This is a genomic window from Alistipes onderdonkii (assembly GCF_025145285.1).
Classification (GTDB): domain Bacteria; phylum Bacteroidota; class Bacteroidia; order Bacteroidales; family Rikenellaceae; genus Alistipes; species Alistipes onderdonkii.
In genome coordinates this window covers 847,263-863,346 of sequence record NZ_CP102251.1, presented here as the reverse complement: position 1 = coordinate 863,346, position 16,084 = coordinate 847,263, and the positions used below count along the sequence as shown (strand labels likewise).

The following is a 16,084-nucleotide window of genomic DNA, read 5'->3' as shown; positions in this document are numbered from 1 at the left end:
TTCCGATTGTTTAATTGTTAGAAAGTCAAGTCGATACCTCCACCGAAGTAACGCAGGGTCGGGTAGTTGCGCACCGAGTTGTCCGCTCCGCCGCTCATGTTGTTGCCGAACGAGGTGGTCTCGGGGTCTACGAATCCGTTTTTGGTCCAGGTCAGCGGGTTCTGCGTGTCGAAATAGATGCGCAGTGCCTCGCAGCCGAATTTCTTCGTCCACTTCTTGGGAAGGGTGTAGCCCAGCTGGATGTTCTTGACACGCATGTATGCGCCCTCGAGCAACATCAGATCCGAGCCCGTGTGACCCCAGTTGTTCGTGTCGCTCACCGAGCCCGATACTCCCAGGCGCGGCCAGCGTGCGTCGCGGTTCTGCGGCGACCAGTAGTCGAGCTGGTGGTCGAACATGGTCATCGAGTAGTCGGCGTGGAACGGCTGCACGAGCTCGCCGCGAACCGGGTTCTCACGCTTCAGCACGCCCTGGAGCATGATGCTGAAGTCGATGCCTTTCCACTTGACATTGTAGGTGAAACCGTAGGTATAGCGCGGGAAGGCATAACCCAGGTAGGTGCGGTCGTTTTCGTCGATCTTGCCGTCGCTGTTCAGGTCGACATAGCGCACGTCGCCCGGACGGAGCTGCGAACGGTCGATGCCGGTCGGCAGGGCTGCATTCTGGATTTCATCGTAGTTCTGGAAGAAACCGTTCGTTTTCCAGCCGTAGAGGGCATTGATCGGCAGACCCTCCATGATGATGGTGCCGGCACTGTCGGCAGTTCTGATAGCCGGGGTTCCATAGCGGACTACCTCGTTCTGCGAGTCGGCGAGGTTGAGCGAGAAGTTGTGCTTCCAGTTGCCGCGCGAGAGGTTATAGTTGATGGTAAGTTCCCAGCCCTGGTTGTCGAGGATACCGCGGTTCTCCTTGGCGATCGAGGCGCCGAAGGTTCCGGGGACGATCGGGGAGAGGAGGATGTCTTCCGTACGCTTGTAGAAGTAGTCGAAGTTGACGCTCAGGGTATTCTTGAAGAACGTCGCATCCACACCGATGTTGAAGGTCTTGGCGGTCTCCCACGTCAGCAGTTCATTACCCATGGTGAACATCAGGCCCTGAACCGGGACGCCGTTGAAACCGTAAGCGTTGGCCCAAGTGCCGTAGGTGGTCATGAAATCGTAGTCGCCCACATCCTGCTGGTTACCGTTCAGACCGTACGAAGCACGGAGTTTCAGGTCGCCGACACGGTCGCGGTAAGTCTGCATGAAATTCTCCTGCGACATGCGCCAGCCCAGCGATACCGAAGGGAAGAAGGCGCCGTTGCGCTCCTTGAGGAACTTCGAAGACATATCGTAACGGGCGGTGAATTCGAAATAGTAGCGGTCGTCGTAGGAGTATCCGGCGCGGCCGAAGAACGACTGCAACGCACGGCGGTATTTGCTCTGCGATGAGAGCTTGGTGCCTTCCGTGGCAATCGAACCGTCACCCGGCTGGTCGATGCTGTTCATACCCTGGCGGGCGGCCGTGATGTCATAGCCGATCTCCGATTCGTCCGACCAACCGAACAGTCCGGTTACGTTGTGCTTCTCCTTGAACGTGCGGTTGTAATCCAGCATCAGCTGTGCGGTGACGAAAGTGACTTTCTTCGTCCAGTCGTCTGCTTCGCGCTTGGTGTTGCCGCCGGTCGTAGCGGTCGAGATATCCGAATGGGCTGCGCCGTTGTCCACGACATACTGGTAAGTCTTGTGGGAGGTGAAACGGTGCTCGTGGCGGACTTCACCGCCCAGAACGGCACGAGCCTTCAGGCCTTTGATGATCTCGAAATCGGCCGTAAAGGTACCGGTGAGGTATTCGTGGTCGTTTTTGTTGGTACCACCGCCCATAAGGCCGGCCAGCGGCGATACGGAATAGCCGCCGTACTTATAGTTGTTGCCGAAGAAGATTCCGTTCTCCTCGTGGCGGTTGAAGTAGTAGTTCGGGAAACGGACGAGGTCGGCGAAAAGGAAGCCTTCGTTGGCATCCGACGGGGAGTTGATCTCCGAACGGGTGAAGCCGACGTTTGCGCCCAGTTTCAGCCGGCCGAATTCAGTCGTCAGGTTCGAACGCAGGTTATAGCGTTTTACGCCGTAATCGGGGCCCACGTAGTTGGATTCCTGGTCGAAATAGCTGGCCGAAAGCATGTAGGTGGTGGTTTTCGTACCGCCCGTAACGCTTACGTTGTAGTTCTGCTGGAGTGCGTTCTGCATGGCCTGCTCTACGGCAGCCTCGCAGTCCCCGTGGTTGTAGAAATCCTGGATTTCGGCAGCCGTGAAGAGCGGCTCGCGGCCGACGTTGCTCAGGGCCTCGTTACGCAGGATTGCGTTGCGGTAGGTCGGAACGGCCTTGTAGAGGATATCGGGGTTTTCGACACCGACTTTGGCGCTGAAACGGATCTGCGGAGCCATCTCCTTGCGGCCGTTCTTGGTCGTGATCAGGATGACACCGTTCGAGGAACGTGCACCGTAGATAGCGGCTGAACCGGCATCCTTCAGGATGTTGATCGACTCGATATCGTTCGGGTTGAGGTCGTTCATACGGCCTGCGTCCGGCTGGGGTACACCGTCGATGACTACCAGCGGGGTGTTGTTACCCATGGTGTTCACACCGCGGATCGAGATGTTCATCTGGTTGTCCGTCGGGTTGAAATTCTTGGTCTGGATGATCAGGTTGGCTGCCGCACCCTGCAGTGCCTGCTGGATGTTGGCCACCGGGCGGTTCTCGATTGCCTCCGACTTCACGGTCGAAACGGCCGAGATGATGTGGCGCCGCGTCGTCGTGCCGTAACCTACGACTACGACTTCATCCAGGTAGCCCGAATCTTCTTCGAGCGTTGCTGCGATGGAGGTGCGCGTGCCTACCTGCATCGTTACGGTCTTGTAGCCGAGGAACGAAATCTGCAGTTCGTCGTTGTCGGTTACGCCCGAAAGGCTGAACTGGCCGTTGGAATCGGTCGCAGTGCCGTTCGACGTGTTCGAAACCATGACTGTGGCTCCCGCGACGGGCAGGTTGTTCTGGTCGACGACCGTACCCGTGATCGTTCTTTTGGTGTCTTGGGGTGCCGCCTGGACAGCTTCGAGGGCAGCAACGCACAAAAACAACGCAAGCGCCCGCTGCAACCAGCTTCCGGCTGTCATAAAAATGGATAAATTTTTCTTCATAAAGATTGGTTGGTTTTGTCCATAGTAGATGAATGATGATTGAAAATGAAATTCCCCCCCCCATATGCACGATTCGTACATATATATAATAGAAACCTCAGGGGAAAGGAGTCATTTTGGCATAGGCTTATACGATTTTAGGTTGTTTTTAGGTTTATGATTTGTTAAAAGTATATTTCAACACGTTCAAATTGCAATTCAAATATAGAGGATTTCCCCCCCCCCGTCAGGTACGAATTTGAGCATTTGTAGTACGTTATTGTGTCCCGAATATAAAACCCGGGGCATTTTTAAGAATCGCCCGCGCAGAAAGTCCGATTCTTGTCATTTTTTAATATTTCGGTGTCAGATTTCATAATTATCCCCTCGTAAGCCGTTTCATATGGCTGCTGAGTGGCTTTTTTTGAAGTATGTATGGGTATTTCCGATGTATACAGGACGGTATGTACGGCCCTGCCGGAGGCTGTCGTGGGAATACAGATTTATGCCGTGCGGTATTGGCCGGAACGATGCGGAAGGTGGCTGGAGCGGCTTGTAACGGGGCGAATTGCGGGGTGAATGGAATTGCTGCCGCTGCATGTGGGGAAGGGTGTGCGGGTGAAACTGGTTTCGGTGGGCGGATCTTGTTGCGGAATGAAAAAATCGCTCCCGGAAAATCTTATTGTGTTAAAATCTGCATATTACGTGGAAAAAAGTTATATTTGCTTATGAAAAATGATTTTCAACCTATCAAATCTGATATGCAGCAGGAGCGAGACAAGTTATGTTACCTGACGATCGGGGATAAGGACGAGAAATGGGGCGTTGTCGTCACGACGATCGGGTACCAGTTTATTCCGCCGGGGACGAAGTACCCGCTCTCGGCACATCCGGACAAGTACTCTTTCATGCCCCGCGGCGGACGGATACTGAACGAATACCAGTTGGTGTATATCACCAAGGGCTCCGGGTATTTCGCTTCGCAGTCCTGTCCCGAGGCGCCTGTGAAGGCCGGGACGGTGATGCTGTTGTTTCCCGGGGAGTGGCATAGCTACCATCCCGACGACGCGACCGGCTGGGACGAATACTGGGTCGGGTTCAAGGGTTCCTATATCGACGACAGGGTGGCGAACCGGTTTCTCGTGCGCGAGCAGCCGTTACATAATATCGGGATAAGTTCGGGGATCGTGAGCCTGTATGAGGAGATACTGCAACTGGCGTCGGCCGAAAAGGCGGGGTGCCAGCAGATGATGTCGAGCATCGTGCTGCACATCCTGGGTTCCATCTATTACAAGGAGCGGAATAACTCCTATGCCAATACGTTCATCCTTGAGAAAGTCAATGCCGCGCGGGAGCTGATGAAGGATGTGGATAACCCGCGTGACGTCGAGGCGATCGCCCGGGAACTCGGGGTCAGCTATTCGTGGTTCCGCAAGACGTTCAAGGAATACACCGGGATATCCCCCGCGCAGTACCAGTTGCAGCAGCGGCTCCTGAAGGCCAAAGAGATGCTGACGGGGACGGATATAAATATATCGGATATCGCCTATGCCTTGAAGTTCGTGAATACCGGGCAGTTTTCCACCTTTTTCAAGCATAAGGAGGGTGTCACTCCGTCCGATTTCAGGAAACGGAACAGCTGGAAATAATCCGGAGGAACGGGTGTCGCTGCCCGCTGCGTGGAAATGCCGGCGGGTGGGCGGCCTTTGGTAAGAAGGGTGCTGTCCGGCGAAGGGGAGGGCCGGCCTTGCGCCTCCTTGTGGCGGGTCGACTGTCTGGTTCCTCTCTTTGGGGTGTGCCGGGCGGGTTGCCCGATACCTCTTTCATGTGAGGAGTCGGCGGGCGGATGTTTCTTACGGCGTGGTGAAGGGCTGGTTTGCCGGATGCCGCTTCTCTACGGTGTCGGCCGGGCATGCAGGAGCTTCTTTTTTACGGCGGCAGTGCCCAGGATTGCAGGGTTTCCCGCGCTGGCGCGGAACGGGCTGCCGGATTCCTTTCTTTTCCAAGGCGGTGCCCCTCCCCAGCGTGGTGATAGCCGGGATATTGCGCGCGGATGCTGTTCCGGAGAAGCCGTTGCCGCGTGCCGGGGCTTACCGGGACAGGATCGTAGATAAAAAAATCCCTCCGTTTTGCGGAGGGATTTTTACCTGTAATTGATTTGCGGCCGGGCGGCCGTATGCAGACTGTCCTGCAGGCTGGGTTCTTATTTCGCGTACGAGACGGCGCGGGTTTCGCGGATCACGGTGATCTTCACCTGACCGGGATAGGTCATCTCGTCCTGGATCTTCTTGGCGATATCGTGCGACAGCCCTTCCGACTCCTGGTCGGTGAGTTTGTCTGCACCGACGATCACGCGCAGTTCGCGGCCGGCCTGGATCGCATAGGTTTTCACGACGCCCGGGTACGAGAGGGCGATGTCCTCCATCTCCTTCAGGCGTTTGATATAGCTTTCGACCACTTCGCGGCGGGCGCCGGGGCGGGCACCCGATATGGCGTCGCAGACCTGGATGATCGGTGCGATCAGCGAAGTCATCTCCACTTCGTCGTGGTGGGCGCCGATGGCGTTGCATACTTCGGGTTTCTCCTTGTATTTCTCGGCGAGTTTCATGCCGATGATTGCGTGCGGCAGTTCCGGTTCGTCGTCGGGTACCTTGCCGATGTCGTGGAGCAGGCCTGCGCGGCGTGCCGTCTTGGGGTTCAGCCCCAGCTCGGCGGCCATGATACCCGCGAGGTTGGCCGTTTCACGGGCGTGCTGCAGGAGGTTCTGGCCGTAGGACGAACGGTATTTCATTTTGCCGATCATGCGGATCAGCTCGGGGTGCAGCCCGTGGATGCCGAGGTCGATCGTGGTGCGTTTCCCGACTTCGACGATCTCCTCTTCGATCTGTTTCTGTACTTTGGCTACGACCTCCTCGATACGTGCCGGGTGGATGCGGCCGTCGGTCACCAGCTGGTGCAGCGCCAGGCGGGCGATCTCGCGGCGGACAGGGTCGAACCCGCTGAGGATGATGGCTTCGGGGGTGTCGTCTACGATGATCTCGATGCCGGTCGCTGCCTCCAGTGCCCGGATGTTGCGGCCCTCGCGGCCGATGATGCGGCCTTTGACCTCATCGCTTTCGATGTTGAAAACCGTCACGGCGTTCTCGATGGCCGTCTCCGTGGCCACGCGCTGGATCGAAGCCACGATAATCCGCTTGGCCTCCTTCGTGGCGGTCATCTTCGCTTCCTCGATGGTTTCGTTCACATAGGAAGCAGCCTCGGTCTTGGCCTCGGCCTTCATGTTCTCGATGAGGATGTTCTTGGCATCCTCCGAGCTCATGCCCGAGATTTGTTCCAGCCGCATGTTCTGCTCGCGCATCATCTGGTCGACTTCCTCCTTCTTGTGCTCGAGGATTTGCAGCTGGTTCTGCATCTGCTCCTTCAGGCGCTCGTTCTCGCGGAGTTTGTTCTCCAGCTCGCGCTGCTGGTTCTGCAGGTTGCCCTCGATCTGTTTGGCGCGCTGTTCGCTCTGGGCGATCTTCTGGTTGCGCTCGTTGACCTGGCGGTCGTATTCGCTTTTCAGCTGTATGAACTTCTCTTTTGCCTGGAGGATTTTCTCCTTTTTAATCATCTCCCCTTCGGCCTCGGCCTCTTTCAGGGCGGCTTCGCGCCGCTTGCGGATCGAGGTCTTGGCTACGAGGTTCGTGACGACCGCGTAGATTCCGACGGCGGCCACGGCAGAGATGCAGGCAACCAAAATGGTGGTATACATGTTTTTGTTGCTGTTTTGAATTTGTTATTATAGGGTTTGTTGTAGTGCATAAAAAAACCGCATAGGATTCCTTAGTCTTGTTTGACGAATCTGCAGATAAGTCATGTGTGGGGGCTCCGACAATCGCAATCTTCCAACGGTACGCCGTAGCATACACCCCGAAGGGTCAAGGCCTGATTTTGAAGCGCCTTGAGTTGCCCCAATTTAAAAAGTGTTCAGTTTCGCAAAGCTGTAAGGAATCTATGCGGGTAGATTTTTCCTTCGTATGTTAAAGAACCTCGTTTTTTACGGTTTGCCCGGGCAAATCCCGTGCCTGGCCCTCACTCACCGTTGCAGGGTGTTGAGGTAGGCGTCAATCTCTTCCCCGAGCCGCCCCAGATGTTTCAGGTCTTCGTCGCCCAGTTCGCGGCTTTGCCGCATGTCGACGTTTGCAATGGCGAATTTCAGTGCGGCCATCGACAGGTAGTCCTGATCCGTCCAGTTCTTGAAGTTGTTCTGTTTTATCGCCGCGAGGTAGTTGTTCACCTCCCGTTCGGCAAGACGGTATACCTCCTCCTTTTCGCTTTCGATGTTGAGCGAATAGCTTTTCCCGGCTATCTTGAGGGTTATCGCCTGTTGTGCCATGTCGTTTTTGTTTCGTTTATCTTGCTGCCTCTTATTCATCTGCGGCCCGGGTGCTGGTTGCGGCGTTACTGCCGGTTCGCCGTCCCTTCCCGTTATTCGGGCCTTCCGAGCAGTGCGATGCATTTGTCAACCTCCCGCATAAGACGGTTGACGCGCGTCCGCGCTTTCTCCCGGTTGCGGCTTTCACCCGCCAGTCCCTCCGTCAGTTGCATACGTGACAATTCGCCGTCGAGTTCGCGGATGCGCTCCTGCAAAGTCCTGTTTTCGGCTTTCAGGTTGTCGCGCTGCGCCGTCAGTTCCGCACACGATTCCGACAACCTTTTGTGGTCGTCGATGAGCTGCCGGATACGGGCTTCGATATTCGTTATCACGCTTTTTTCGGCCATTGGGTCTCGGGTAAAGTCCGATTTACATTTCAAAGGTATGAAAAGGAACGCTAAAAAACAAATTTTATTTCCCGACGGCCTTTCCGTAAAGGTCGTAATCGGCGGCGCCGTCGATCTGTATTTCGTAGAAATGCCCCCGCAGAAGACGCCGTTCCGCAGCCGGGATCAGTATCTCCTGGTCGACCTCGGGCGAGTCGTATTGCGTCCGTCCGACATAGTAGTCGCCCTGCCGCGAATCGATCAGAACCCGTTCCGTGCAGCCTACGCGGCGCAGGTTGTTTTCGCGGGCGATGTCGTTCTGGAGCGTCATGATGCGTTCCACGCGCTGCTGTTTGACCTCCTCCGGGACGTCATCCGCCAGTTCGCGTGCCGAGTAGGTGCCCTCCTCCTCGGAATAGGCGAAGACCCCGAGGCGTTCGAACCGTACGTCGCGTACGAACTGTTCCAGTTCCGTGAAATCCGCTTCCGTTTCACCGGGATAGCCGACCAGCAGCGTCGTGCGCAGCGCCAGGTCGGGGATCGCACCTCGCAATTTTTCGACCAGCGCATAGGCTTCGGCCTTGGTGTGGCGGCGGTGCATGGCCGAGAGCTGTGCGTCGGAGATGTGCTGGAACGGGATGTCGAGGTATTTGCAGATCTTGGACTCGGATGCCATGGCTTCGATCACCTCGTCGGGGAATGCCGTGGGATAGGCGTAGTGGAGGCGTATCCACTCGATGCCGTCGATGCGGCACAGGCGGCGCAGCAGTTCGGCCAGGCGGCGCTTCCCGTAGAGGTCGAGCCCGTAGTAGGTCGTGTCCTGCGCGATGACGATCAGTTCCTTCACGCCTCGGGCCGCGAGTTTGCGCGCCTCCTCCTCCAGTTCCTCCATCGGCACGGAAACGTGCCCGCCGCGGATGAGCGGGATGGCGCAGTAGCCGCATTTCCAGTTGCAACCCTCCGAGATTTTCAGGTAGGCATAGTGCCTGGGCGTCGAGAGGTGCCGCTCAGTGGCCAGGGCCGGGTCTTCGGCGGCTCCCAGCGCCCGGGCGATGCCGTCCCATGTGCGGGCGCCGAAGAACCCGTCCACTTCGGGGAGTTCGGCGCGCAGGGAGTCGGCATAGCGTTCCGAGAGGCAGCCGATGACGAACAGCCGCTCGATCTTGCCGGCGTTTTTCGCGGCCGCCGCGCGCAGGATCATGTCGACAGACTCCTGTTTGGCGTCGCCGATGAATCCGCAGGTGTTGATGACCACGACCTTGGCGTCCGTGCGGTCGCTGTCGAAAAGGACTTCGTAGCCTGCCGCCGCGAGCCGTGCCATCAGGTGCTCGCTGTCGACCGTGTTCTTCGAACAGCCGAGCGTTATGACGTTGATCTTTTTCATTCCGTATCTGGTTTCCGCTGCAAAAGTACGAAATAATCCCGGATTCGCCGCCTGCCGCGGCGGTTCCCCGTGCATAAAAAGAGGATGCGGCCCCGAAGCCGCATCCTCCTTCCAACTAAATTAAACCAACCCTTACCACATGACGTTTATCGTGTAGGCCTCGATGCCGTTCCCGACCGAAGCCGAGGAAACGTCCGTAAAGCCCCAGAAGCGTTCTTCGGCGAGCATGAAGATCGTATATGCGCTTCCGGACGCGACGTTGTAGACCTTGAACGAACCGTCCGTGTTCTGTACTGCCGATTCGAGCGCCCCGAGCAGGTCGTTCTTGACCGTGCCGATCATCAGCATGTTCATATTTTCGCGCTTGAGCGTGTTCATGACGCCGTTTTCACCGCCGAAGGCGTTGATCTGCTCGTTCGTTTCGAAGCGTACCGTGCGGAAATTGATGTCGTAAGCGATGTCTACGGTGCCGGTCACGGTGCCGTTTTCATCCTTGTCGGTGCGCGTACCTTCCATCAGCGGGGAGAAGCCTGTGACGTAGCAGCCTTTGCCGCAGGCCGTGGCCCTGACCGAGCGGGTCGGCTGGTTGAAGAAAAGCGTACTGCCCTTGTAGGTCGTCCTGTCGGTCAGCCCGTTGAAGGCGAAGGCCGTCCAGCGGTAGGTGTTGATCGAGATCTGCATCACCTTGTCCAGGTTGGCGTTGTCCGAACGGTCGAAGACCGTGAGCCATGCCTCTTCGCGGCTTTTGAGCGTGTTGACCATGTAGTTGTTGAGTGCCGTGTAGTCGGCATCGCCCGTAATCAGCGCCCCGTCGCCCAGGCGGCTGACGAACTGGATTCTGGCGTTGAACTTGTCGGACGGTTTGGCGACCACCGAACTGAGCGAATACTCGTAATCGTCCGAACAACCGGTGAATACCGGGGCTGCCATGGCGAGCGCGAGCAGTGCTGCGAGATATTTATTTACATTTTTCATGTTTTCGACATTTTAGGGTTCGACAGGCGGTTATTTGAGCACCATGGTTGCCGTGATCGGATTGTGGTCGGAGAGCGACGCCGTACCGCTGGCACTGGGGCAGGGAAGAGATTTGAAATCGTTGCTCGTCCATCTTCCTTTGGGGAATCCGAAGATATGGTCTACCCACGACACGCCGATGTGGTCGCCACGCTCGGTGAGAGCCGGCAGGCTGCTCGCACTGGTGTTCAGGTCGCCGAGCAGCAGCGTCGGGTACTCGGGGTTGTCCAGTCCCAGGTAGGTTACGGTTTCGTTGGACTGCAACGTACGCGCGGCGTTGGGGCCATGGTCGTAGTGTGCGCAGGCGATGCGTACGATCTGTCCGTCGGAGTCGGAGGTCGGGACGAGGATGTCGACATAGCCTATGCTGCGCTGGTCGTAGCCGTAGCGGTTGTAGTTCGTGCCCGTGTTCCACTGGTAGTTGCCCTCGCCGTTGGCATGTCGGTAGGTGAACTGCGCAGAGAACGAGTTGAGGATCGGGTATTTCGAGAGGATGCCGTTGCCGTAGAATCCCACGTCCTTGGGATAGGACATGATGAAATAGGGGTACATGCCCAGGCGGGACGCCAGTTCGGTCAGCTTCTCCTTGCCCATGCGGCTGGTGCCGGTCTCGAGCTCGTTGATGCAGACGATGTCGGGATTCTGGGCCTTGATCAGGTCGACGTACTCGTCGACGATGAAGTCGATCTGGTTGGACTTGTCCGTCATTTCGAACGACAACACGTTCCATTCCATCACTTTCAGTTGCACGGTTTGCGCCTCGGCCGCAGCCGTTGTAAGGAGCAGGCCGCATAAGGCACCTGCGCGGATGATATGTTTTAACAGTTTCATATTCGGTAATGATCTTGGTTGTTTACTAATAACCTTGGTTCTGGGTCAGGTTCACCGTGCCGTTGAATGCCGTTACGGGGATCGGGAACACCTGGTTGATGACGGGGTCGAACGTACGCCCGTTGTCGTAGTTGCTCGGCGCGTCGATGACCACCTGCTGCAGGTCGTAATCCCAGTGCGAGTTCACGCGCTGCGTGGGTTTGGCATAGGCCTCCTTGGCGTCGCCCCAGCGAACCATGTCCAGGTGGCGGCTCGGCATGAACTCGAACGCCAGTTCGCAGCGGCGCTGGTTCTTGAGCTCGGCTTTGGTCGCCGGGCTGTTCTCCGGGAGACGGGCGCGTTTGCGGATGCGGTTGAGCAGCTGTTTGGCTTCGGCGTCGCCTTCGCCGTTCTTCCAGATCAGCGCCTCGGCTTTCATTAGCAGGACGTCGGCGAAGCGGATGAGGCAGGTGCCGAGCGTGTTGCTGGCGTTGTCGCCGTTGGAATTCACCTCCTTGCCTTTGCAGTCGGCCTCTTCCCACGGGGAGAGGAATTTGCGGAACGACATGCCCGTATCCGAGGAGATCGAATAGGAGCTGCTGCCGAATACGATGTCCCGGCCCATGAAGCGGATCGTCTGCCCGGGGTAGATGATCGTCGCGTCGCGGCGGGTGTCGCCCGATTCGAATGCGTTCCACAGGGAAAGGGTGGGCTGGAAATAACCCCAGTGGTTATACAGACCCCAGCCGCCGTTCTGGAAGGACATGCCGTGGAATTTCGGGCCGTCGACCGCGCTGCCCAGCAGCGAGAAGATATATTCGCTGCCGAAATTCTGCTGCTTGCGCCAGAGGTTTGCGAAGGCCTTGTCCGTGCCGTCGTCGAACAGCTCGCGCTTGTCGGCGCCGGTAAGTCCCATCACCTTGTCGCACATTTCGATGACCGTGTCGTAGTATTTGGCGTCGAACTGGGCTGCATAGAGGGCTGCGCGTGCGGCGAAGGCCCAGGCTGCGGCCTTGTGGGGCATGCCGTACTCTTGGGGTGCGAGCTGCGAGAAGAGGGGCAGGCGTTCGCCGGCTTCGCGCAGGTCGCTGATGATCTGGTCGTAGTTCTGCAATACGGAGGCCGGGCGCGGGCTGTCCATGGCTGCGGGCTCCGTCGTGTCGAGGATGATCGGAATGCCGCCGTTGGGGCCGTTGTCACCGTAGTAGGGCGAGAGCCACAGCATGGCGAACCCGCGGAAGAAATAGGCGGTGCCGGTGGCTTTGGTCTTGAACGCGTTGTCGAGGTTCATCGTCGGGACGACCTTGATGATGTTGTTGGCCTTGGCGTTGACCTCGTACATGATCTTCCAGTTGTTCTTCACGTCGCGGCCGTTGCTGGGCGACATGCGGAAGTTGCGGATGTCTTCGGCTTCGCCCTGGGGGCGGCCTACGGTCATGTCGTCGCTGCAGCATTCGAACCACGTGATGCCGCGGCCCGTGACGCCCTCGGCGTCGTTCGTGTTGAAGGAGAAGAGGGCGACGAGTGCTTTCTCTACGTCTTCCTGGGTCTCCCAGTCCGTCTTGGCTCCGTATTTCTTGGTGTCGAGGAAGTCTTCGCAGCTCGCTAAGAGGGAACAGCAGAGGGCGAGGCTGGCTATTATCAATATCTTTTTCATCGCTATTGTAGTTTGTGTTGGTTAGAAATTAATGTTCACACCGAAATTGAAGAAACGCGATACGGGGTAAACACCGCGGTCGATACCGTAGTTGCCGACCTCGGGATCGACGCCCGAATAACCGGTGATCGTGCATACGTTGTCGACGCTCATGTAGACACGCAGCGAACCGTTCTCCATCCCGACGAAGCGGCTGACGCTCTTGGGCAGCGTGTAACCCAGCGTGATGTTCTTCAGGCGCAGGTAGTCGCCGTCTTCGAGGAATATGTCGGAGAATTTGCTGTAGTTACCGTTCGTATCGCTGCCCGTAACCAGGCCCAGGCGGGGGTATTTGCTGCCTTGGGGGTCGAAGTCCCAGCTGTTGAATACGTCGGAAATGAGGTTGCCGTAGTCGTTGCGGCCGTTCATGGCCATCTGCTTGAGGCCGTTGTAGACCTTGTTGCCGGTCACGCCCTGGAAGAAGAAGCTGAAGTCGAAGCCTTTCCAGTTGAGCGAGCCTCCGAACGAGAAGGTGTTCTTGGGGGTGTAGGAACCTGCGAAGGTCTTGTCATCGTCGTTGATCACGCCGTCGTTGTTGGTGTCGATGAAGATCAGGTCGCCGACCTTCGCGTCGGGCATCAGCAGTTTCGCCTCGCCGGTTTCGGGGTTCTTGTAGATGTACTTGTTGATTTCGTCCTGCGAACGGAAGATGCCTGCCGTGCGGTAGACCATGAACGAATACCAGGGTTGCCCTGCATCGGAGTAGAGGATCGGGTTGCTGTTCAGGTTGGGCGAGGTGTGCATCACGGCGCCCTGGCGTACCCCGTATTCGCGTACGTAACCCTTGTTCGTCGAGAAGTTGCCCCAGACGTTGTAGGTCAGCTTGCCCTGTGCCGCACTGCCGTTGTAGTTCACCGAGAACTCCCAGCCTTTGTTCAGTACGTTGCCCATATTGCCCATGGGAGGATCCGCCACACCGATCTGCTCGGGCGTGGGAATGTAGTCGATCAGGTCTTTGGTTACCTTGTGGTAGTAATCCACGCTGATGTTCAGTTTGTTCTTGAACATCGTCAGGTCGAGGCCCGCGCTGGTCTGCTCGGTGGTTTCCCAGCGGGCGGAATAATTGGGAATCGTGTTGAGGTAGGTTCCCTGGAGCAGCTGGTCGAGGTTCTGGCCGAAGATGATCGGGTATTGGTAGTTCAGGAGCTCAACGGTTGCCACGTTGTTCGGATAGAGGTCGACATTACCGATACGGCCCCAGCCTGCGCGGAACTTGACCAGGTCGAAAACCTTGTCGAGGCCTGCATTCTGGAAGAATTTTTCGGACGAGAGTTTCCACGATCCCGATACCGAGGGGAACCAGTCGTAGTTCTTGCTCGTGGGCAGTTTCGAGGATGCGTCGCGGCGCACGCTGCCCACCAGGAAATAACGGTCGTCGAACGAATAACCCAGGCGGGCCAGGAACGACACCATGGTCTGTTCGTATTTGCTCTCCTTGGGCGTGTTCGAAGTCCAGTCGTTGGCCTGATCCCAAATCGAACTGTTGATATCGTTGTCGGGATACCCTCTCGAATAGACTTCCCGGCTGTGCAGCCTCTTGAAATCGGCCGTGAAGCCCGCCATCGCGCTGATGTGGTGCCGGCCGAATACCTGTGCGTAGGTCGCGATCGTCTCCGAGAGCCAGTGGTTGTCCCGGTCGAAGAACTGTTCGCGGTAGTTGATGTCGCGCCGCAGGCCTTTCTCCGTCATGGTGGGGTAGAACTCGTCGGACTCCTTGTTGCGCAGGTCGACCGTGAAGTCGGACTTGATCGTCAGCGACGAGATCGGCTTGATTTCGATCGAGGTCGTCGAGAAGATCTTATGCTCGGGGTATTTGCGGTGCATCCTTTCGAGGTATGCCACCGGGTTGTAGAGCATCGGCGTGCCGTTCACGTCCGCCCACTCGGGGCTCGTACCGCCGTAATAGCGGTTGCCCTTCTCGTCGCGGGCGTATGTCCCGTCCTCGTTCATCTCGTAGACCGAAGCCGCGCGCGGGTACCATATGGCGCCCATGATCGGGCCCTGGTGGCTGGTGTCCACGTTGCCTTGTCCGTTGGATACCACGAACGACGCACGCTCCGAAATCTTGAGCCAGTTGGTGAGTTTGAAGTCGGTCTGCAATTTGCCGTTGAAACTCTCGCTGTAGGTGTTGAGCAGCACGCCGTCCTTCTTGTCGTAGGATACCGAGAAGATGGACTGTACCTTCTCGCTGCCGCCCGAGATCGTTGCGGCGTAGTGCTGCGTGAAACCGGTCTGGAAAATCTCATCCAGCCAGTCGGTGCGGGTTACGTTGCCCCAGGGGTATACCTCCGGGTTGGAGGCGCTGGGAAGCTGGCTGCCGGGGTTCTTCTCCACGGTTTTTGCCCACACTTCGTTGTACTGTTCCGCCGTGAGCATCTTCGGCAGGTTGGTCACCTTCTCGAAGCCGAGCGAGACATTCACGTCTACGCGGAGTTTGCCGCTCTGGGCCTTCTTCGTCGTGATGAGGATGACGCCGCTCGAACCAACCGATGCACCGTAGATTGCAGCCGAGGCGGCATCCTTGAGCACGGTGATCGTCTCGACGTCCTCCATCATGTAGGGGGCGTTGGGCACGCCGTCCACGACGACAAGTACGCCGTCGCCCGAGGTCGGGTCGTCGTCGTTGCCTTTCGATCCGCGGCCGCGGATGGTGAACGAGGCGGGTTTCATCGGGTCGCCGGTCTGCTGTACGGTGACGCCCGGCATACGGCCCTGGAGGATGGTCGCCAGGTTCGAGGCGCGGCTTTTGGCCGCTTCGTCGAGCTTGACGGTCGTCACGGCCATCGAGAGGTCTTCCTTGCGCTGCGAACCGTAACCGATGGCTACGACTTCGCCGATCATCGTGGCATCCTCCTCCAGCGTGACGTCGATCACGGTGCGGTTCAGGACTGCGACGCTCTGGGGTTTGTAGCCGATGAACGAGAAGCCGAGGGTCGCGTTGCCGCTTACGGAGATCTGGTAGTTACCTTCCGTATCGGTCGTAACGCCGTTGGTCGTCCCTTGTTCTATGACCGAAGCGCCGATGAGCGGTGCATGGCTGGTGTCGGTCAGACGCCCTGTAACCGTGACGCGGTCTTGCGCTTGGGCCGGATGAATGAGTAGGCACAGCAGCATACTCGTCAGAAGAAAGCGGACGATGCCCCTGTTCTTCTCCGAAGTAGTCAAATTCATTTTCATAGAGTTAAGGTTAATATTAGTATTATTGGTATAGAGGCTCGGTTTGCACCGAATAGGTTGGCTTGATTTATTAAAATAATTTAAATAATCGCGGGTGTTTGTCGTCGA

Annotated in this window: 10 protein-coding genes; 1 reads left to right on the top strand and 9 read right to left on the bottom strand. The window is 57.4% G+C overall.

Annotated features, from left to right (window positions below; genetic code table 11):
• Nucleotides 1–17: 17 nt before the first annotated feature.
• Nucleotides 18–3,176 carry a SusC/RagA family TonB-linked outer membrane protein gene (locus NQ559_RS03690; protein WP_169342440.1) on the bottom strand — a complete coding sequence of 1,053 codons (3,159 nt, stop codon included), beginning with the start codon at nt 3,174–3,176 and terminating at the stop codon, nt 18–20.
• A 707-nt stretch (nt 3,177–3,883) separates the two neighbouring features.
• Here NQ559_RS03690 and NQ559_RS03685 point away from each other — a divergent pair.
• Entirely contained in the window at nt 3,884–4,804 is a 921-nt protein-coding gene (locus NQ559_RS03685) for an AraC family transcriptional regulator (RefSeq protein WP_372444973.1), read from the top strand.
• Nucleotides 4,805–5,358: 554 nt separating this feature from the next.
• On the opposite strand, the gene rny is transcribed toward NQ559_RS03685, so the two are convergent.
• The 8 genes from rny to NQ559_RS03645 all read right to left on the bottom strand — a co-directional run bounded on the left by rny (nt 5,359) and on the right by NQ559_RS03645 (nt 15,976).
• A complete protein-coding gene (rny, locus tag NQ559_RS03680) occupies nt 5,359–6,906 on the bottom strand; it encodes a ribonuclease Y (RefSeq protein ID WP_018696740.1) in 1,548 nt (515 codons plus the stop codon).
• A 324-nt stretch (nt 6,907–7,230) separates the two neighbouring features.
• Nucleotides 7,231–7,530: a cell division protein ZapA gene (locus NQ559_RS03675; protein WP_018696739.1), complete on the bottom strand. Its 300-nt coding sequence runs from the start codon at nt 7,528–7,530 to the stop codon at nt 7,231–7,233.
• A gap of 92 nt (nt 7,531–7,622) precedes the next feature.
• Nucleotides 7,623–7,916 (bottom strand): coiled-coil domain-containing protein, encoded by a 294-nt coding sequence (locus tag NQ559_RS03670; RefSeq protein WP_018696738.1) that lies wholly within the window; start codon nt 7,914–7,916, stop codon nt 7,623–7,625.
• Nucleotides 7,917–7,980: 64 nt separating this feature from the next.
• Nucleotides 7,981–9,279, bottom strand: coding sequence for a 30S ribosomal protein S12 methylthiotransferase RimO (rimO, locus tag NQ559_RS03665; RefSeq protein WP_018696737.1), 1,299 nt, complete (start codon nt 9,277–9,279; stop codon nt 7,981–7,983).
• Between the two features lie 132 nt (nt 9,280–9,411).
• Nucleotides 9,412–10,254, bottom strand: a complete 843-nt coding sequence (locus NQ559_RS03660) for a hypothetical protein (RefSeq protein ID WP_018696736.1) — start codon at nt 10,252–10,254, stop codon at nt 9,412–9,414.
• Nucleotides 10,255–10,284: 30 nt separating this feature from the next.
• Nucleotides 10,285–11,124: an endonuclease/exonuclease/phosphatase family protein gene (locus NQ559_RS03655; protein ID WP_018696735.1), complete on the bottom strand. Its 840-nt coding sequence runs from the start codon at nt 11,122–11,124 to the stop codon at nt 10,285–10,287.
• A 25-nt stretch (nt 11,125–11,149) separates the two neighbouring features.
• A complete protein-coding gene (locus NQ559_RS03650; RefSeq protein ID WP_018696734.1) occupies nt 11,150–12,760 on the bottom strand; it encodes a RagB/SusD family nutrient uptake outer membrane protein in 1,611 nt (536 codons plus the stop codon).
• Between the two features lie 21 nt (nt 12,761–12,781).
• The gene (locus tag NQ559_RS03645; RefSeq protein WP_033395279.1) at nt 12,782–15,976 is read right to left on the bottom strand and encodes a SusC/RagA family TonB-linked outer membrane protein; all 3,195 of its coding nucleotides are present in this window, start codon (nt 15,974–15,976) and stop codon (nt 12,782–12,784) included.
• Nucleotides 15,977–16,084: the final 108 nt, after the last annotated feature.

Coding starts and splice junctions, on each gene's coding strand:
- NQ559_RS03650 (WP_018696734.1), bottom strand. CDS start 12,760: ATGAAAAAGATATTGATAATAGCCAGCCTCGCCCTCTGCTGTTCCCTC.
- NQ559_RS03685 (WP_372444973.1), top strand. CDS start 3,884: ATGAAAAATGATTTTCAACCTATCAAATCTGATATGCAGCAGGAGCGA.
- NQ559_RS03690 (WP_169342440.1), bottom strand. CDS start 3,176: ATGAAGAAAAATTTATCCATTTTTATGACAGCCGGAAGCTGGTTGCAG.
- NQ559_RS03660 (WP_018696736.1), bottom strand. CDS start 10,254: ATGAAAAATGTAAATAAATATCTCGCAGCACTGCTCGCGCTCGCCATG.
- NQ559_RS03675 (WP_018696739.1), bottom strand. CDS start 7,530: ATGGCACAACAGGCGATAACCCTCAAGATAGCCGGGAAAAGCTATTCG.
- NQ559_RS03645 (WP_033395279.1), bottom strand. CDS start 15,976: ATGAAAATGAATTTGACTACTTCGGAGAAGAACAGGGGCATCGTCCGC.
- rny (WP_018696740.1), bottom strand. CDS start 6,906: ATGTATACCACCATTTTGGTTGCCTGCATCTCTGCCGTGGCCGCCGTC.
- rimO (WP_018696737.1), bottom strand. CDS start 9,279: ATGAAAAAGATCAACGTCATAACGCTCGGCTGTTCGAAGAACACGGTC.
- NQ559_RS03655 (WP_018696735.1), bottom strand. CDS start 11,124: ATGAAACTGTTAAAACATATCATCCGCGCAGGTGCCTTATGCGGCCTG.
- NQ559_RS03670 (WP_018696738.1), bottom strand. CDS start 7,916: ATGGCCGAAAAAAGCGTGATAACGAATATCGAAGCCCGTATCCGGCAG.